18 protein-coding genes, 1 tRNA gene and 1 pseudogene are annotated in these 16,393 nt (G+C 60.3%); 12 read left to right on the top strand and 8 right to left on the bottom strand.

Translation table 11 applies throughout. The features are described from left to right. Nucleotides 1–19: 19 nt before the first annotated feature. Nucleotides 20–241, bottom strand: coding sequence for a type II toxin-antitoxin system HicB family antitoxin (locus BB347_RS12725; protein WP_076583830.1), 222 nt, complete (start codon nucleotides 239–241; stop codon nucleotides 20–22). A 126-nt stretch (nucleotides 242–367) separates the two neighbouring features. Here BB347_RS12725 and BB347_RS12720 point away from each other — a divergent pair, with 126 nt between their 5' ends. The 4 genes from BB347_RS12720 to BB347_RS19010 all read left to right on the top strand — a co-directional run bounded on the left by BB347_RS12720 (nucleotide 368) and on the right by BB347_RS19010 (nucleotide 3,418). Beyond that, the gene (locus tag BB347_RS12720) at nucleotides 368–904 is read left to right on the top strand and encodes a DUF7342 family protein (RefSeq protein WP_076583829.1); all 537 of its coding nucleotides are present in this window, start codon (nucleotides 368–370) and stop codon (nucleotides 902–904) included. Beyond that, nucleotides 905–1,366, top strand: coding sequence for a hypothetical protein (locus BB347_RS12715; protein WP_076583827.1), 462 nt, complete (start codon nucleotides 905–907; stop codon nucleotides 1,364–1,366). It abuts the gene before it with no gap. Between the two features lie 62 nt (nucleotides 1,367–1,428). After that, nucleotides 1,429–2,820, top strand: coding sequence for a signal recognition particle protein Srp54 (locus BB347_RS12710; RefSeq protein WP_076583826.1), 1,392 nt, complete (start codon nucleotides 1,429–1,431; stop codon nucleotides 2,818–2,820). A 220-nt stretch (nucleotides 2,821–3,040) separates the two neighbouring features. Continuing rightward, on the top strand, nucleotides 3,041–3,418 hold the full coding sequence (locus tag BB347_RS19010) for a hypothetical protein (RefSeq protein ID WP_139327057.1): 378 nt from the start codon (nucleotides 3,041–3,043) through the stop codon (nucleotides 3,416–3,418). A gap of 22 nt (nucleotides 3,419–3,440) precedes the next feature. Here BB347_RS19010 and BB347_RS12700 read toward each other — a convergent pair whose 3' ends face one another. Next, entirely contained in the window at nucleotides 3,441–3,854 is a 414-nt protein-coding gene (locus BB347_RS12700; protein WP_076583822.1) for an RNA-binding domain-containing protein, read from the bottom strand. Beyond that, nucleotides 3,851–4,423, bottom strand: a complete 573-nt coding sequence (locus BB347_RS12695; protein ID WP_076583898.1) for an AAA family ATPase — start codon at nucleotides 4,421–4,423, stop codon at nucleotides 3,851–3,853. The genes BB347_RS12700 and BB347_RS12695 overlap by 4 nt, the downstream gene beginning before the upstream one ends. Nucleotides 4,424–4,782: 359 nt before the next feature. Between BB347_RS12695 and BB347_RS12690 the strand changes: the two genes are divergently transcribed. Continuing rightward, nucleotides 4,783–5,241: a hypothetical protein gene (locus BB347_RS12690; RefSeq protein ID WP_076583896.1), complete on the top strand. Its 459-nt coding sequence runs from the start codon at nucleotides 4,783–4,785 to the stop codon at nucleotides 5,239–5,241. A gap of 193 nt (nucleotides 5,242–5,434) precedes the next feature. Then, nucleotides 5,435–5,509, top strand: a tRNA-Arg gene (locus BB347_RS12685). Between the two features lie 516 nt (nucleotides 5,510–6,025). Here BB347_RS12685 and BB347_RS12680 read toward each other — a convergent pair. Then, entirely contained in the window at nucleotides 6,026–6,541 is a 516-nt protein-coding gene (locus BB347_RS12680) for a hypothetical protein (RefSeq protein WP_077202639.1), read from the bottom strand. 794 nt (nucleotides 6,542–7,335) lie between these two features. Between BB347_RS12680 and BB347_RS19820 the strand changes: the two are divergent. Then, nucleotides 7,336–7,482: pseudogene (locus tag BB347_RS19820) on the top strand (DUF7692 domain-containing protein); the annotation flags it as partial. A 110-nt stretch (nucleotides 7,483–7,592) separates the two neighbouring features. Here BB347_RS19820 and BB347_RS12670 read toward each other — a convergent pair. Next, nucleotides 7,593–8,408 (bottom strand): hypothetical protein, encoded by an 816-nt coding sequence (locus BB347_RS12670; protein ID WP_139327056.1) that lies wholly within the window; start codon nucleotides 8,406–8,408, stop codon nucleotides 7,593–7,595. Nucleotides 8,409–9,173: 765 nt separating this feature from the next. Here BB347_RS12670 and BB347_RS12665 point away from each other — a divergent pair. Then, nucleotides 9,174–10,331: an MFS transporter gene (locus BB347_RS12665; protein ID WP_076583818.1), complete on the top strand. Its 1,158-nt coding sequence runs from the start codon at nucleotides 9,174–9,176 to the stop codon at nucleotides 10,329–10,331. 17 nt (nucleotides 10,332–10,348) lie between these two features. Here the strand turns inward: BB347_RS12665 and BB347_RS12660 are convergent, their stop codons facing one another. Continuing rightward, on the bottom strand, nucleotides 10,349–11,434 hold the full coding sequence (locus BB347_RS12660) for a glutamate-cysteine ligase family protein (protein WP_076583895.1): 1,086 nt from the start codon (nucleotides 11,432–11,434) through the stop codon (nucleotides 10,349–10,351). Between the two features lie 358 nt (nucleotides 11,435–11,792). On the opposite strand from BB347_RS12660, the gene BB347_RS12655 reads away from it, so the two are divergent. The 4 genes from BB347_RS12655 to BB347_RS12640 all read left to right on the top strand — a co-directional run bounded on the left by BB347_RS12655 (nucleotide 11,793) and on the right by BB347_RS12640 (nucleotide 14,341). Beyond that, nucleotides 11,793–12,413, top strand: coding sequence for an NAD(P)/FAD-dependent oxidoreductase (locus BB347_RS12655; protein ID WP_076583816.1), 621 nt, complete (start codon nucleotides 11,793–11,795; stop codon nucleotides 12,411–12,413). 40 nt (nucleotides 12,414–12,453) lie between these two features. Then, on the top strand, nucleotides 12,454–13,074 hold the full coding sequence (locus BB347_RS12650; protein ID WP_076583815.1) for a VOC family protein: 621 nt from the start codon (nucleotides 12,454–12,456) through the stop codon (nucleotides 13,072–13,074). Continuing rightward, entirely contained in the window at nucleotides 13,074–13,766 is a 693-nt protein-coding gene (locus tag BB347_RS12645; RefSeq protein ID WP_076583813.1) for an alpha/beta hydrolase, read from the top strand. The genes BB347_RS12650 and BB347_RS12645 overlap by 1 nt, the downstream gene beginning before the upstream one ends. Nucleotides 13,767–13,837: 71 nt before the next feature. Next, nucleotides 13,838–14,341, top strand: a complete 504-nt coding sequence (locus BB347_RS12640) for a hypothetical protein (protein WP_076583812.1) — start codon at nucleotides 13,838–13,840, stop codon at nucleotides 14,339–14,341. A 194-nt stretch (nucleotides 14,342–14,535) separates the two neighbouring features. On the opposite strand, the gene BB347_RS12635 is transcribed toward BB347_RS12640, so the two are convergent. Next, nucleotides 14,536–14,952 carry a universal stress protein gene (locus tag BB347_RS12635; protein WP_076583810.1) on the bottom strand — a complete coding sequence of 139 codons (417 nt, stop codon included), beginning with the start codon at nucleotides 14,950–14,952 and terminating at the stop codon, nucleotides 14,536–14,538. Nucleotides 14,953–15,242: 290 nt separating this feature from the next. Then, nucleotides 15,243–16,337, bottom strand: a complete 1,095-nt coding sequence (locus tag BB347_RS12625; protein WP_076583807.1) for an aminopeptidase — start codon at nucleotides 16,335–16,337, stop codon at nucleotides 15,243–15,245. Nucleotides 16,338–16,393 lie beyond the last annotated feature (56 nt).

Raw genomic sequence — 16,393 nt, 5'->3', positions numbered from 1 at the left:
GGTGGCCGGTTTCAGGTAGCTAAAGCCAGTCGTCACCCGGGTCGTCGTCCGTCGCTTCCCGGTAGGACTTGACAGCCTCCGCGAGGTTCTCGAGGGCCGTTTCGGGCGTCGGACCCTGGCTCGAGACGCCCGTCACTTCGTCGTCAGCGATGTGCAAGCCGTGGTCGTTCTCGCGCATCGAGACCTCCGCGTCCTCGAGTCCCTCGTAGGTCGAGGGGTCGACATCTGCGTCGTTACTCATAGGAAGGCGTTGGTCTGGACGGCTGAAATACGCATCGACGACAGTGCGCCTGTGCCAATATGGGCGCACAGCACGCAAATATTTGCGACCGTGAACACATATTAGTCTCGAGTGCGTACGACGACTATGACCGATTTCGATCCGGTGCCGGACCAAGACGCCGTCGATGGGGTCCGCGACCGGTGGCGCGAGCGAACGGATACGTTTGACCGCGTCTACGATACTGTGCTCGGGGTGACGGAGTCGACGTCGTACGCCGAAATCGCGTCGATCGCCGCGTGTTCGCCGAACGCGGCGAAAAAGCACCTCGATCGACTCGCCGAGATGGGCATCGTGCGCGCGGATCAGGGCGTCCAGCCCGCCCAGTACCAGCGCAACGACAGCTATCTCGAGTGGCAAGAAGCAAATCGGTTGGTCGAGGATCGGACAGTCGACGAACTTATCGACCGCGTCGGCGAGTTAGAGGCGCGTCGCGAGGAGTTCGTTGACCAGTTCGGAACGGACGATCCGTCGGCAGTCTCGGTCTTCGATCACGCCGATCACGAGCGCGTCCACGAACGAATGGACCGACTCAGCGAGTGGCACGCACTGGAACGAGACATCCGCCTCTACGAACTCGCACGGCAAATCTCACAGAACAACGGTCATCTCATTCCGGCTTAGATGACGGCTCCCGAAAGCGGGGGCCAGCCGACAACTGGCCCACCCGACCGTCGAACGCTTCGGTTGCTCGAGCGCCAGTTCTCGGCTGAACCCATCGTCGAGGAGACTGTGTTCGATCCAAACAGCGACGAACCTCGGGAGCTTCGTGTGCGCCTCGACGACGAGCAGTACCCGTCGAAGGTGACGGCAGGGAGGCTCGATTGCCGTTGGTTCACGACTGGCGATTTCTCGTTTCACTACGTCGAATCGATGGCGAGTGACGAACGGTGGGAGTGTCGCTGGGATCGCCATCCGAACGCGCACAACGACAGGCTTCACTTCCACCAGCCGCCTGCTGGGAACGACACGACCGATCTCGAGTTGCCGTCGTTGCACCCGAGAGACGTTCTCTCTGTCGTATTGGCCGCCGTCGAAACGCGAATCGAGCAGTGGTGGGACGAAGTGGAGGCGACGGACGAGTGACCGGACCCCTGCTGTCGACCGTAGAAAAAGCCTTTAACACCGTCGCCCCGTAGTCCTGGCAAATGGTACTCGACGATCTCGGGAGTTCTCTGCGGGGTACCCTCGACAAACTCCGCGGGAAGTCACGACTCAGCGAGGAGGACATCGAGGAGATCGTCAAGGAGATCCAACGCTCCTTGCTTTCGGCCGACGTCGACGTCTCGCTCGTGATGGAACTGTCGGACAACATCAAAGAGCGATCGCTCGAGGAAGAGCCTCCGGCCGGCACGCCGGCACGGGACTTCGTTCTCAGCATCGTCTACGAGGAACTGGTAGACCTCATCGGCGAATCGACGGATCTGCCCCTCGAGGAACAGACCATCCTGCTCGCCGGACTGCAGGGGTCAGGGAAGACGACATCCGCGGCGAAGATGGCCTGGTGGTTCTCGACGAAGGGGCTCCGTCCCGCCGTGATCCAGACCGACACCTTCCGGCCCGGTGCGTACGATCAGGCGAAGGAGATGACCGAGCGCGCCGAGGTCGACTTCTACGGCAACCCCGACGCCGAGGACCCCGTCGAAATCGCCCGAAAGGGACTCGAGGAGACCAGCGAGGCCGACGTCCACATCGTGGACACGGCGGGTCGCCACGCGCTCGAGGACGATCTAATCGACGAGATCGAGCAGATCGAAGGCGTCGTCGAACCCGACACCTCGTTGCTCGTGCTCGACGCGGCAATCGGGCAGGGTGCGAAGGACCAGGCCCAGCAGTTCGACGAGTCGATCGGTATCGACGGCGTCGTCATCACGAAACTCGACGGGACGGCGAAGGGTGGTGGCGCGCTCACTGCGGTCGACCAGACCGATTCGTCGATCGCCTTCCTCGGGACCGGTGAGGAGGTCCAAGACGTCGAACGCTTCGAACCGGACGGCTTCATCTCCCGACTGCTCGGCATGGGCGACCTCGGACAACTCACGGAGCGCGTCGAGCGCGCGATGCAACAGACCGAGATGGACGAGGAGGATTGGGAGCCAGAGGACATGCTTCAGGGCCAGTTCACCCTGAACGACATGCAAAAGCAGATGGAGGCCATGAACAACATGGGTCCCCTCGATCAGGTGATGGACATGATCCCCGGCTTCGGCGGCGGGATCAAAGACCAGTTGCCCGACGACGCGATGGACGTCACCCAAGAGCGAATGCGAACCTTCAGCGTCATCATGGACTCGATGACCGACGCCGAAAAGGAGTATCCGAAGGCCATCGGCGCGAACCAGATCGAACGCATCGCCCGCGGGTCGGGCACCGAGGAGGAGAAGGTTCGGGAGTTACTCCAGCAGTACAAGATGATGGAAAAGACCATCAAGCAGTTCCAGGGCATGGGCTCCGAACAGGAGATGCAACGGATGATGAAGCAGATGCAAGGCGGCGGTGGCGGCGGTGGTGGCATGGGCGGAATGGGCCCATTCGGCTAATCGAAAGTGCGCGTGGCCCTCGGTATCGAACGTACCGATCGTTCCAGCCAGTACAATTCGAGCAAATTCGATCGTTTTTCTCGTCGAAACCGTTCGGTTGCCACTACGTCGAGGCGAGTAACTGACCTCACCGCGGGCACGAATCCCCGTTCGGAAACGTTCGATTCCGCTCTGAACACTCGAGAAAGAATTAACTCCCCGACGGAAATAGTGCAACAGTATGTCAGGTCGGTCAACGGTGGGCCGTCGTGCCGCCCGAAATCGTCCGCTCGTCGTCGTGTTCGGAGTATTGGTCGTGTTGCAGGTGTTGGTACTCCACAGTTCGATTCAAGACGGCGGGATCGACCAGATTAGCATGGGGCTGGGAGGAGTCTACGCCGCGGTGGTGTTGCTCCTCGCGGCACTCTTCGAGGCGAGCATGACCCACGTGACCGGACTCGCGTTCACGGGTGGAATGACCGGCTTCGCCGCAATCGCGTACGCGAGTGCCCCCACCTCGCAGTATGCGGGTGCCGTCGTCATCTTCGCCCTCGGCTCGTTGTACTGTGGCTGGCAGGTCTATCGAGCGAGAACGTCGTGCGCACACAGCCACTCCTGACTCGAGTCGCGCAGCGAGAGACTCAGGGGTCGATCGGGCGCCCGTCTTCCGTCGGTGGGGCGATGTGGTCGACGTACTCCTCGAGCGTGGGTTCTTCGACGCGAACGCGGACGGCAATCTCGCCGAGTTCGTCCGGTTCACCGACCGAGAAGTTGACCCGATCCTCGAATGCGGCCTGTTTCTTGAGTGCGAAGGAGAACGTGTCTCCCTCACGGCTTCCAAAGAATTCGCCGCGTGCGGTGTCTAAGATTTCCTGTCGATGGAGCAGTTCCGAGAAGTGATCCATCGAGTGTGCGCTGGCGCTGATCTCGCCGAATCCCTCCTCGAGATCGGCGTTGGGGAAGATGTTCACGATGGCATCGGCGACGCGACTCGTCACTTCGGTATCGTACACCGGAGCCGTAATCTCGACGTCGACGCGGTAGATATCGGTCATGAGTGGTGGACCTCCGTATCGTGCGTCTGCTGGTGGATAATCCGCTCGATTCGGTCGTGATACGCCTCGAGCGAGTCGGTGTTGTCGATGACGACGTCGGCGCGAGCCATCGCGTCGTCCATCCCGAAGCCGCGTTCGCGCTCGTCGCGAGTCGCGAGGGCTTCCCCGCCGTCGTCCTCGCCGAGGTCGCGACCGCGGGCGTCGATTCGCTCGGCACGAACCTCGAAGGGCGCTTCGATACTCACGAGCGTGAACGCGTCGTCGAACTCCGATTCGAAGACGTCGACTTCGGTATCCGAGCGAATGCCGTCGACCAGCACCGTCTCGTGATCCTCGAGTCGGTCGGCGATCATCGGCAGCGAGCGTTCGGCGATCGCTGCCGGGCCGTGTTCCTCGCGGAGTGCCTTCGCGACGCTACCGTGGTCTTTCGAGGGATCGAGCCCGCGATCGGCGGTTTCCTGTCTGACGACGTCGCCCATCGTCACCACCGGAATTCCGTTCTCGCGTGCGACGGTGGCTGCCTCGCCCTTCCCGCTGCCGGGGAGCCCCACCGTTCCGATGACGTGCATCGAGAGCATCTACCGCCGAGACGTGCATAAGCGCTGTGTTCGTCGTTTCGGACGCGACCTTCCTCGCCGAGAACAACCGTTGTACGAGTAGCAAACACGGAGAAAAGCCACCCCTCGAGTGCGCTCACGGGTGGTTTGGTGATCGCCACGTCGGGACGGACACGGTGTGAGTTGCAAGTCGAATATGGGAGAGGGTCTCCCTCGAGAACGGATAGATTCTACAGCGCAAAACAACGTGTGAGTTCGAAACGGCGAGGTTATCTCGAGTTAACTGCGATAATTCATCCAAACTCGAGAGTATCAAATTCAACGGACGGTCCCCATTATTTGCCAATCGCTGGATGCTCCGGACGCGCGTTATGAAAGCACCAACCCTCGATCGACGTCGATTCACGAAAGCCCTCGGCGTCGGGATGATTGCGGCAGTTGCTGGCTGTATGGACGACGATGAAGAAGAAGAAGACGAGCCGGCCGACGACGGCGAACCCGATGCCGACGATGAAGACGGGATGGACGACGACGCGATGGACGACGACGTAGACGATGACGACGATGAGATGGATGATGATGACGACGAGATGGATGATGACGATGACCCAATGGACGACGACGATGACGAGGATGAAGATGCGGATGCCGACGATGACGAAGACAACGGCGTAGAAGACGACGAAGACGACGATGCCGACGCGGATGCAGACGCCGATGACGAAGACGACGAAGGCGGCATGGGCGCAGAAGAAGACGATGGTATGAACGGTGACGAAGACGACGACGAAGACGACGAAGACGAAGACGACGACCCCGAGGGACTCTAAACGCGGCAACTGCGGTCACAGCTATTGACTTCTTTTTCGCACACGGACGCCCCCTTGAGAGACAGCAATCGACCCGGTTCGGAGACCGTGTGCGTCAGCACAGACGCGAGTCACTGGCCGTGAGATACGCGTAGTCACCCCTGCAGGTTCAATCCACACTGCTTATACCGATTGATCGTGGATTCGTACTCGAGGGCACGTAGCTCAGTCCGGAAAGAGCGTCGGACTTCTAATCCGACGGTCGTGGGTTCAAATCCCATCGTGCCCGTGATTCTGCGACGAGCGAACGCGAGGAGTGAATCACGAACCGAGAGGGGATTTGAATCAGGGAGCAGCTTGCTGCGACCGTGGTTCATAATCCCATCGTGCCCGTGATTCTGCGATGAGCGAACGTAAGAAGTGAATCACGAACGGAGATGGATTTGAATTAGACGGCGGCGAGCGAAGCGAGCAGACGGCGTCGTTCATACCTTGAGGCAGGGGGTTCGCGCGAACGCCCCCTTGGCGGATGTGTCTAACGACACAAAATCAAAATATACACCGCCCCGCACAGCACCGCTGTGTCGAAAATTCGATGGATTTAGACCCACCAGACACCCGGAAAGTGCATTCGATGGACCCCGCCCTGCTTTCGCCGGTCTCCACCTAATGGACAGGAAACGGTGGCTATTCTGGGACCACAGGTCAAGCTTACACCTGTGAATCGTATCTGAGAATTGATTGTACAGGTCAGAATAATAAAAAATTCGGCTCTAAATATTTCCCAAGAGGGAAATAGGCCAACTCAGAGACCGTATCTCGCCACCACTTGTTTGGTAAGGTGGTGACGAGTTGCGCTTGGGACCCACTCGATTTTGTCGTAACTATCCGGCCTTTCGAAGGTATCACTGTCTTCTACAGCCTCAACGACTTCATCGAGTTTACCTCGTCGTTCGTTAGCACCACCATCTTGGAGGTAAGACGCTAGTTCGTCTGCATCTACATCGACTTCCTCTGCGACTTCCTCCCGTAGAGTCTTTCCATCGTCGTTGAGTTTTACCCCTTCTCCTCCATCAGCGATCGCTATGCGAGCACTCATGGAGTTAATATGGCATAGTGCTCTTTTTATCTCCTCATCGACTGCTTTAGGGAAGTCTTCTTCCCCCATTACGAATTCACCATCGCGTTGGCGAATTGTGTACCAGTCGGGATTATCTTCTGGTCGAAACCCACCTAGGGCACCGAATTCCTCGAGGTTCCCAACTGCAACATCTAAGTTACAGTCCAGTTCTATCCCTAGTTCCTCAAGGAGATTACTCATCTCCCTTTTTGTTAGGAAGGGGCCTTCAGGTCTTGGCCGGGTTTGCACCCAGTAGTGCAATGTGAGAATCGTAATCTGATCCTCGAGGCTACCATGGTTTTCGTGCCGATTCCGAATGTCGGTTATTAGCGTTTTTAGACTCAATGTCTTTTCTTACTAGCGACTAATCGCCTCACTTTACGGCAGTAAAGTTTACGTACGCCGGTGAGTATTGTCGCATGGAGCCACTCACCGACTACTGCCTCAAAGGAGTGTCCGAACCTGGGCCAACAGGTTCGAACCAATTCGACCTTTTCGTAGCGGAATGCTGTCCTGTCTTACTACCCTATGGTATATCGTCCAGATATAAAAGCTTCTAGGGTCACTATAACCGACATTAACACGATATTCCGCCTGTCTAGGTCAGCCTAATCCTCCATTGAAGGGTACAGAACCGAATTTTAGGGGTGGGACCTATTCAATCTCAATTTATGATATGTTGGTGTAGGGAGGTATTGGATAGAGTATAACGTTTATCATTCTATCTGATTAAAGTAGAAACGAGTCTTTACCGATATTTCTACAGTAATCTCCCCTGGGGTTGCACGTCGACAAATCCCGATTCCCGAATATGCACACAAGACCGAAAACACTGTGTGCATATTGTGCGCCGATCGACTCGAGCAACGCGCCGACCACTCGAGTTGCGTGACAAGAGCCCCCGATTATAGACTACGGGCGCGAGTGAGTGAGTCGAAAAAACGAGGATTCGAGGGCTCGTGAGTCCGAGTATGCGAATCTGAACCGACGGCGACTATGCACACCGAATGGACGCGATCGAACGTGCAGCCCGCTTCTACGACTGCAAGACTCGAGCAGTGATGACCGCCTGTGACGACGTGGCCCACCTGAGTGCAACTGCCCGCCAGGCCCTCGAGCGCGACGGCCTCACCCTCGAGTAGCGCCGAGAGAGTGCCAAGACATTGAGCACTCGAGGGGGATCAGTTTCCGTCGAACAATCGATCGCCGTCGAGAAAAACGAGTACGGTCACCGAAGGTAGGATCGTGTTGATTAGTGTTCGTCCCGAACCTCTGCTACCCAGTCGGGAGTTTCAATTTCAGCAGTGTCCGAGCGCATTTCGTACCGAATGTCCTGTGTCAGTGGGTAGTCACTGGTCAGTTGGCTCACGAGGTAGTGAGCATACGTTTCGGTAGACGGCGTCACATCCCAGGTGACGTTCGCAGCCTGAACAGCATAGGAATCTGGATCGACGGTGACTTCGCCCGACGAATCCGTGATACGGTATGCGTCTGCTTCGTCAACCCAGCCGTCCCGTGGTTCGTATGTAGAGCGATTGGCTGTCTCCGCTACGTGTTCGTAATCAGAAGGATGCAAGCTCTCAGTGACTACTGACGTTGCTCCCGAAATCTCGTCTTTGAGATCAGTATCCGATTCGTCTCTGACGACGATCGTTGTGGACTCGTCGCCGTGTTCCTCAACGAGAAGTGTTCGCTCATCGTCGCTTTCGATCGCCTCGAGTCGAGTATCTACCTGCTCGTCAGTCCACCCACTCAGTTCTGATCGAAGATACACGTCGTCATCGGGAGCAGATTGATACCGCTCGGTTCGGGTGTCCGTTTCGTCAACGACCTGCTGTCGTGCGTCGTCGTCGATCACGGTAGCTTCTACTCCCAATTGTTGGTCTCCATCGTGGTCGATTTCCGCCTCGACACTGAATTCATCGGGCATATCGCTCGAAAACCGTTCATCAGCCGGCTGTAACGCGTGTGGCTCCGACGTAGACAACGGATAGACAACGGAGAAGACGAGCACGATGCAAATCACCATCGCTACACCGAGACTGATGCTCGCAGTTCGTTTGTTCATCTTCTAAGAATTACCACATATACATATAGAAATTGTGATGTATTTTCGAAGTAATAGAGAACAGTCGGTGGGCCCGTCACCTGTTCGGTTCCGCAGTGATCACCACCGGCGTGTCACTGAAACGGTGCAGAGCGCGCGAGAAATCCATTTTATCCTGGACACGCGATACGAAAGACGCGCTACCGCGTTAGGGCCCTGCTGATGTGGGGTTGAGAGGAGATTTGAATGAGCCAACGGCATCGTTCAAATCTCATCGTACTCCTTCCTGTCGCGGGTAATTCGCGAGCGACGACATTGAAAGGGAAGACTCGAGTAAAACCCATCAACACGAACCTTCAAAAAGTGAGTTTCAGAATATATTCGCGGAGTGTTACGCCCATTCCACTCACTTTTTGCGAATAAAGAGTCTGTTTGCCGGAGGGGGAAAGCTTATTGTTGGACGTGCACACGTATTGATCGAGGTGATGTGAATAAATAGCATGCGGACAGGTCGTTTCGACCCCCGAATCCCACGGCAGACACTGGCTGTGGCCACACGTGCTGGCTGCTTCCGCGATCATCTGTGCAACGACGAACACAGTTCTGACCACCGCGACTCCGCTACGACCGCGGTCGGTCACTCGTCCTCACTGTTACTCACGTTCGACTAAAGGGTCCTCCGTCCGACACTCGAGAGACTCGAGCGCGCTGAGCGTCGGTTTCACTCCGCCACAAGGAGTGGTCGAATTTCGGAACGTTTGAGAGCGTGTACTGGAAAGAGCGCTCGTGAGCCGCGCCCGACTCTTCGCCTCGCTGTGTGGTCTCGTCTTTTTGCTCAACCTCGCGAGAATTATCTTCGCGCCGCTGCTTGACGTCATCATCGCCGAGTTTGCGATCGGTGAGGCGACTGCCGGGCTCCTCGTGACGCTGACGTGGATCGGGAGCGCGTCGCCGCGACTCCCGACGGGGTGGCTCCTGACGAAGCTCCCTCGCCACACCGTGGTGATCGGCTCCGGTGCGATTCTGACGGCCGCGGCGGCGTTCGCCGCGACGGCGACGACGATCCACCACCTGATGGTCGGGGCGTTTTTGATGGGGATCGCCTCCGGCGTCTACTTCGTCTCCGCGAACCCGTTCTTGAGCGAGTTGTACCCCGGACGCGTGGGCCGGGTCATCGGCATCCACGGCGCGGCGAGCCAGATCGCCGCCGTGATCGCGGCCCCGCTCGTGACGCTCACGCTCGTCGTCGACTGGCGACTCTCGCTGTGGGCGATCGCCTTCGGGACGGCACTCGTGACGGTGTACACCGGACTCGCCGCGGTCAGAACCGAACTCCCGAGAGCGGGGGTCGACGATCGAAACTTCGTGGCCGGTGCGCTTTCGGAGTGGCGACTCATCGTCACCGCGTTGGCGATCGTCGGCGCGGCGTCGTTCATCTGGCAGGGTGTGTTCAACTTCTACGAACTGTACATGCAATCGAAAGGACTCTCCTCGCAGGCGTCGGGACTGATGCTCTCGATCGTCTTCGCTGCCGGCATTCCCGCCTTCTACTTCGGGGGAGATCTAGCCGACAAACTGCCGCGGGTGCCGTATCTGCTCGGGATCGTCGGGGCCTTCGCGCTCAGCGTCCTCGTGTTGACGGTCGTCGAGAGCTTCCTCGGATTGGTCCTCATTTCGAGCGTCGTCGGCTTTGTGATCCACGCGCTCTTTCCGGCCACGGACACGTTCCTCCTCGATACGCTACCGGACTCCTCGAGAGGCAGCGCCTACGCCGTATTCAGCTCCGTGTGGATGCTCACGCAGGCGCTCGGCTCGGTCGTGTTGGGCGTCTTCGTCGAACACGGCTACGCCTACGACACCGTGTTCCGAATCGCCGCCCTCTTCCTCGGCGTGACGGTTATCGGCCTCGCGGTGCTCGAACGAGCGGATCGCTTGCCAAACTGAGTCGACAACACGGAGACCTATACCCGAGCGGGCGTCCGCTCGAGGTCGGCTTCGAGTTGGCCCGCGGCCTCGAGTCGGAGTTGTTTCGCCTGTCGTTCGGTGAGTCGAGACGCCGGCAGCCGATTCGCGAGCGGGTCGTGCGCGGAAGGGGTGAAGCCGAGGTCGTCGAGATACGAGCGGACGGCGGGATCCTCGAGTCCGTCGTGGATGGCCGCGTCGGTGACCGATTCCACGGTGTCGAACGAGGGGAGGGACAGTCGGTCGTCGGTCTTCGCCGACTGGTGCTCGTCGGAGGCGACGACGGTTCCGTGGGCATCGGCGTGTGAGACGAGCGAGCGAACGGTCTCGGTGAGCCGTAGAATCTGACTCGGCAGGGCGGCGTCGGGCGAGCGCCACTCGACAGTTGGCATCGCTTTTCGGAGCCGAACCGGCGTCCAGACGGCGTCGAACGGGTCGAACTCGTCGTCGAACGCCGCCGGGTCGACGCCACGCTCGAGTGCGCGTTCGCGAAAGCACTCGTAGGCGTCCTCGAGGCGCTGTTCCCACTCCTCGACGCTGTCGACGTACGGCCACAGTTGGCCCTGCTGGGGACACGGGTCGTAACACGAGCGTCGGTAGAGGTAGGGACGGGCGCACTCGAGGAGGTGTTCGCCGCGGTAGTGAGAGGAACTGTTCACGAGCACGAACGCGGGGTCGATCGCCGTCAGCGTGTTCAACTGGTCGACGACGCTCGAGCGTTCGAAGTGAACGTGCGTGCCCGCACAGACGCGGGCGTCCTCGAACGTCGGGCCGACGATCTGCCGCTGAAGGTTGCTCCCTCGTTTGTCGCGGTAGGGAATGGATTCGGGACCGGCGTGTAGCGGCGTCGAAAGGGGGACGAGACGCTTTTGCTGGTCGTGCGCTGCATCGACGACGGTGCTGATGAGGTTGCGAAACTCCGCGCGAAGTTCGGCCATCGACTGACACGGGGTTGTTTTGATCTCGAGCATCGGCTCGACGAACTCGGGATCGAGCTGTGGAGATACGTCGAGCAGTGAGCCGGGTGGCACCAGGTCACCGTCGTCGTCGATAACCCAGTACTCTACCTCGAGGCTGGTGTTCATGGATGTCTCCGTTGGCATGGTGTGCGTAGATTGGCCCTCGAGTGGCCTGTCACTGGGCCGAACGGTGCTAGTGGACGGCGGCTGCCTCCGTGTGTAGACCTGACGGCGTTAGGTCTCTCCTGTGGAGTGGACGATAGCGCGCAGTCACGTGAATTGATTGAGCCTGCGAACGCAGGGACTAAATCGGGAGTAGAAGGCGTCTATTCCGTATATACAACCAATCAATCGAAGAGAATCCACCCTCGAGTGAACCGACGTTCGCCGTACCACGCCGGTGGCCCACTAACACTCGTGTAACGGGGTTGGTCTGGTGTCTCTAGTGGGTTCATGTGCGTGCGGTAACAATGTGTAACTACAGATGAGCAACGATTCCTCCGAGAACGGTACCGAGTTCGATGAATCAGTGATCGTCGTCGGCGGCGGTCCCGCCGGATTGAGCGCCGCACTCTTTACGGCGAAAAACGGCCTCGAGACGACGGTGTTCGACGCGGACGAGACGTGGATGCACAAGGCCCACCTGTTCAACTACCTCGGCATCGGCTCCGTCGGCGGCAGCGAGTTCATGGAGACGGCGCGCCAGCAAGTCGACGACTTCGGTGTCGACCGACGGCAGGGAGAGCCGGTCACTGCCGTGAACGACGATGGCGATGGCTTCACGGTCGAGACCGAAGACGGGGAGTACGACGCCGACTACGTCATCCTTGCGACGGGAGCCAACCGCGATGTCGCGGACAATCTCGGCTGTTCGTTCACCAACGACGACGTTGTCGACGTGGACGTCGACATGGAGACGAGCGTCTCGGGCGTCTACGCGACCGGCGCGATGGTCCGACCGGAGGAGTGGCAGGCCGCCATCGCCGTCGGCGACGGCGCTGCCGCGGCACTCAACATCCTCTCGGCAGTCCGTGGCGATCACTTCCACGATTTCGACGTGCCCGCCGACGCCGAGCGCGTCTTCGGCGAGGTACTCGCAGAGTAGCGATACCACCCGAACTAACTACACCACCTATACCGACCCCATGTCAAACGACTCACAGACACCAGTCACGCCCGAACTACCAGACAGCCCCGTTCACGCGGCCGGAACCGACCACATCACCATCTGGGGAAGCAACGAAGCGGAAACCGTCGAGTTCTACCAGGACCTCCTCGGGATGCCACTCGTGCTCCGCCAGCCCAACCTCGACGATCCGTCCCAGACCCACCTGTTCTTCGACACGGGCGACGGTCGGATTCTCACGTTCTTCGTGAGCGACGACCGACCGTCCGCGAAGGGCCAACGCGGCGGTGTCGGGGCCGTCCATCACCTCTGTTTCCGCATCGAACCCGACGAGTACGAGGAGACGATGGACGCCCTCGAGGACGCGGGTTACCGCTACAACGTCTTCGACCGGGGGATCTTCCACTCGATCTACACGCACGACAACAACGGCCTCGTCATCGAACTCTCGACGGACAAGTACGAGATTCCCGACGACCGACGCGGCGAGGTGCTCGCGAAGGCACAGGAACTCCGCGAAGACGATGGTGCCGACTACGCGAAAGACGAGCACCTCCGGGGAGCCATCGAGACGCTCGGCCTCGAGGTCGTCGAGTACGACCTCCCTGAGGCCAGCGCCGGTACCGGTGGGGTCGAGTGATGGGGGACAGTTCCGGCGGCGACGGACCGCAGGAGGGCCGCGAGGACGGGCCACACCAGAACCAGCCACTGGTCACCGACGGGACGCCACTCGAGGACGCCGAGGCAGCGCTGGTCCTGACGCACGGGCGCGGCGCGAGCGCACGCGGAATGGTCCAACTCGCGAACGAAGTTCACGAGGAGGGCGTCGCCGTTCTCGCCCCGCAGGCGGCCCGCCAGACGTGGTATCCGAACTCGTTTCTCGCGCCCGTCGAGCAGAACGAGCCGGGTCGGTCCTCGGGACTGCAAGCCATCGCAGCTGCGATCGATGAAGCGACCGACGCCGGCATTCCACACGAGCGTATCATGCTGATCGGCTTCTCGCAGGGTGCGTGTCTCGCCAGCGAGTTCGTCGCCCGAAACCCGCGACGATACGGTGGCCTCGCCGCCCTCAGCGGCGGGCTCATCGGCGAGAAAATCGACCCGGAGGAGTACGCGAGCGACGACGCCGACCTCGAGGAAACGCCCGTCTTCCTGGGCTGTAGCGACGTCGATCCCCACATTCCCGAACGACGGGTCTACGAGACGGCAGACGTGCTCGAGGCGATGAACGCCGACGTGACTAAGCGCCTCTACGAAGGGATGGGCCACGGCATCAACGACGACGAACTCGCGACGGTCTCCGAGATGGTCGCGGCGCTCGTCGCAGAGTGACGTTCCGCTCGAGTCGACTGTTTTTGGCGCGTGAACGGCGACTTATCCCGTTCGCTGGTGTACGTTCGGTAGTGACACCGCAGCACACGGGCCGACGAGCGGTACTCGGAGGGCTCGCGGGGCTATGTACGACTGCGTCCGTCGCTGGCTGTCTGGGTGAAGACGACGCCGACGACGACCCGGAGCCGGTCGTCGACGCAGCCGAAGAACTCGAGGGCGAGACCGACCCCGAGGCCTGGGCGGGCGTCGAAACGATCCGATTCGACGGCTACGTCGGAGGCTGGGTCGGCGTCGAGCCGACGGCTATCGACCGCGTCGAGAATCCGACGCTCGTGCTCCGCGAGGGGAGTGAGTACGAACTCGTCTGGGAGAACATGGACGGCGTCCACCACAACATCGCCTTCTGGGACGCCGACGAGGAAGTCGTCTCGGACTACTCGAGCGACGGAAACGAGACGGTCGGAGAGACCGAGTCGCTCGCGTTCCGAGCGACTGCCGAGATGGAAACGTACCGGTGTGAGTACCAACGAGACGGGCAGCGAGGCGACGTCGTGATCGTCTTGGAGAAGGCGTAACCGCTCGCGACGATGACGACACCGCCGTACGAGCCGATGGTGGCGTTCGCCGGCGTCGCGATTCTCCTGTACCTGCTCGGGTGGTGGCTCTGATGGGTCGTCCTCTCCGACGAGAGCGTCGAACTCGAGTACTCCGAGGACGAGAGCGAGAGCGAGGACGAAGAGCGGTGAACTCGACCTCCCTGCGCTCGGGCCTATCGAACGACGGTCACGGAGACCGGCGAGCGGCGAACGACCGACTCGGCGACGCTCCCCAGCAGGACTCGAGAAACGCCCGACCGGCCGTGGCTTCCGATTACGATCTGGTCGACGTCGTACTCCTCGGCGGCGGAGACGATCTCTCGAGCCGGGTTGCCGGTGGCGACTTCCGTCCGAAAGTCGACCGACTCGGTGTCGACGAGGTCCGGGAGATCCGCGCGGAGTTCTTCCGCGGCCGACTCCCGTCGATCCCCGAGCACGTCCTGCACCGCCTTGATGCTCGCCTCCGTGTACCCGTCGGCGAGTTCGACGACGCGCAACAAGACGAGTTCCTCGTCTCCATGCTCGTCGAACGCTTGCTTCACTGCCTTCTGTGCCGGTTCCGAACCGTCGTACGCGACGAGGACTGTCATCACCCGTCGATACTCGCTCGCGCGGCATAAATCCGGTCGACGAACGTGGCACTCGCGCTCCTCGAGACGATTACAGACACGAGAACGCGTTACAACGAACGAAATGACTCTCGAGTACTACTGCTCGAAGCCGTCCTCGAACCGGAACGTCCCGTTGCGCTGGACGACCTCGCCGTCGACTTCGATGAACGAGTCATTCCGAACTTTTTCCGTTCGGGTCGCCTTCGGCAACCGCTCACGCAAAAACTTCGATGAAAAAACCGCTCGCTCCCGTTGGTCGCTCGCGGTAATTAGTCCTCGAAGCCGTCCTCGAACCGGAACGTCCCGTTGCGCTGGACGACCTCGCCGTCGACCTCGATGAACGAGTCGTCGCTCATGTCGACGATCATGTCGACGTGGACGGCGGAATCGTTCTGCTCGTTGCCCTCGGCGACGGTGTCATCGTAGGCGCGGCCGACGGCCATGTGGACCGTATCGCCCATCTTCTCGTCGAAGAGCATGTTGTAGGTGAACTGGTCGATATCTCGATTCATGCCGATGCCGAGTTCGCCGAGTCGGCGGGCACCGTCGTCCGTGTTCAGGACCTCGGTGAGGACGTCCTCGTTTTTCGCCGCCGCGTGGTCGACGACTTCGCCGCCATCGAACTCGAGGTACACGTCCGTGATCTCCCGGCCCTGGTGGTACAGCGGCATGTCGAACAGCACCTCGCCCTCGACGCTGTCGGGGACGGGAGCGGTGAAGACTTCGCCGCCGGGAAGGTTGTGCTCGCCGTGGTCGTTGAGCGTCGGATTGCCGTCGATGGACATCGTCACGTCGGTCGTCTCGCCGCTCTTGATTCGAATCTCTTCGGCGGGGTCCATAATCTCGACCATGTTGGCCTGATGGGCGCGCTGTTCGTCCCAGTCCTTGTTGACGGCGTCCCAGACGAAGTTCTCGTAGCCCTCCGTGCTCATCTCGGCGAGTTGGGCGTTCGCCGGGGCCGGATACTGTGTGAGACACCACCGCGTCGAGAGTCGCTCCTCGAGAATCGGGCGATGGGACTGCTGGTAGGCCGCCTGCGTCTCGGGGTCGACGTCGGCGGTCTGGGTCGCGTTGTCGCCCGCCCGAATCGCGATGTAGACGTCGGTGTTCTGGATCAAGGCGAGTTCGTGTTCCGGCGTCTCGTACTCGTCGTCACCGGCGCGGAGGAACGCGCGTCGCTGGCGGGCGCCCGTTCGCTGGCTCGTGGTGAGCGGGTTCGCGCCGGCGTCGCCGATCACTTCGTGGAGCGCGACGACCAGGTCCTCGGCGACGGGGTGTGCGTCGACGATAACGTTGTCTCCCTCCTGCAAATCGACGGAGTGATTCGCGATGATTTCGGCGTGTTCGCGGATGCGTGCGTCCATGCGACACACGTCTCTCGGCGCTGGGATACCGCTTTCGAATCGAAACTACTCGCGAG

This window comes from Natronorubrum daqingense (assembly GCF_001971705.1).
Lineage (GTDB): Archaea > Halobacteriota > Halobacteria > Halobacteriales > Natrialbaceae > Natronorubrum > Natronorubrum daqingense.
The sequence above is the reverse complement of the archived record's forward strand: the minus strand, read 5'-3'. Positions and strand labels throughout refer to the sequence as shown.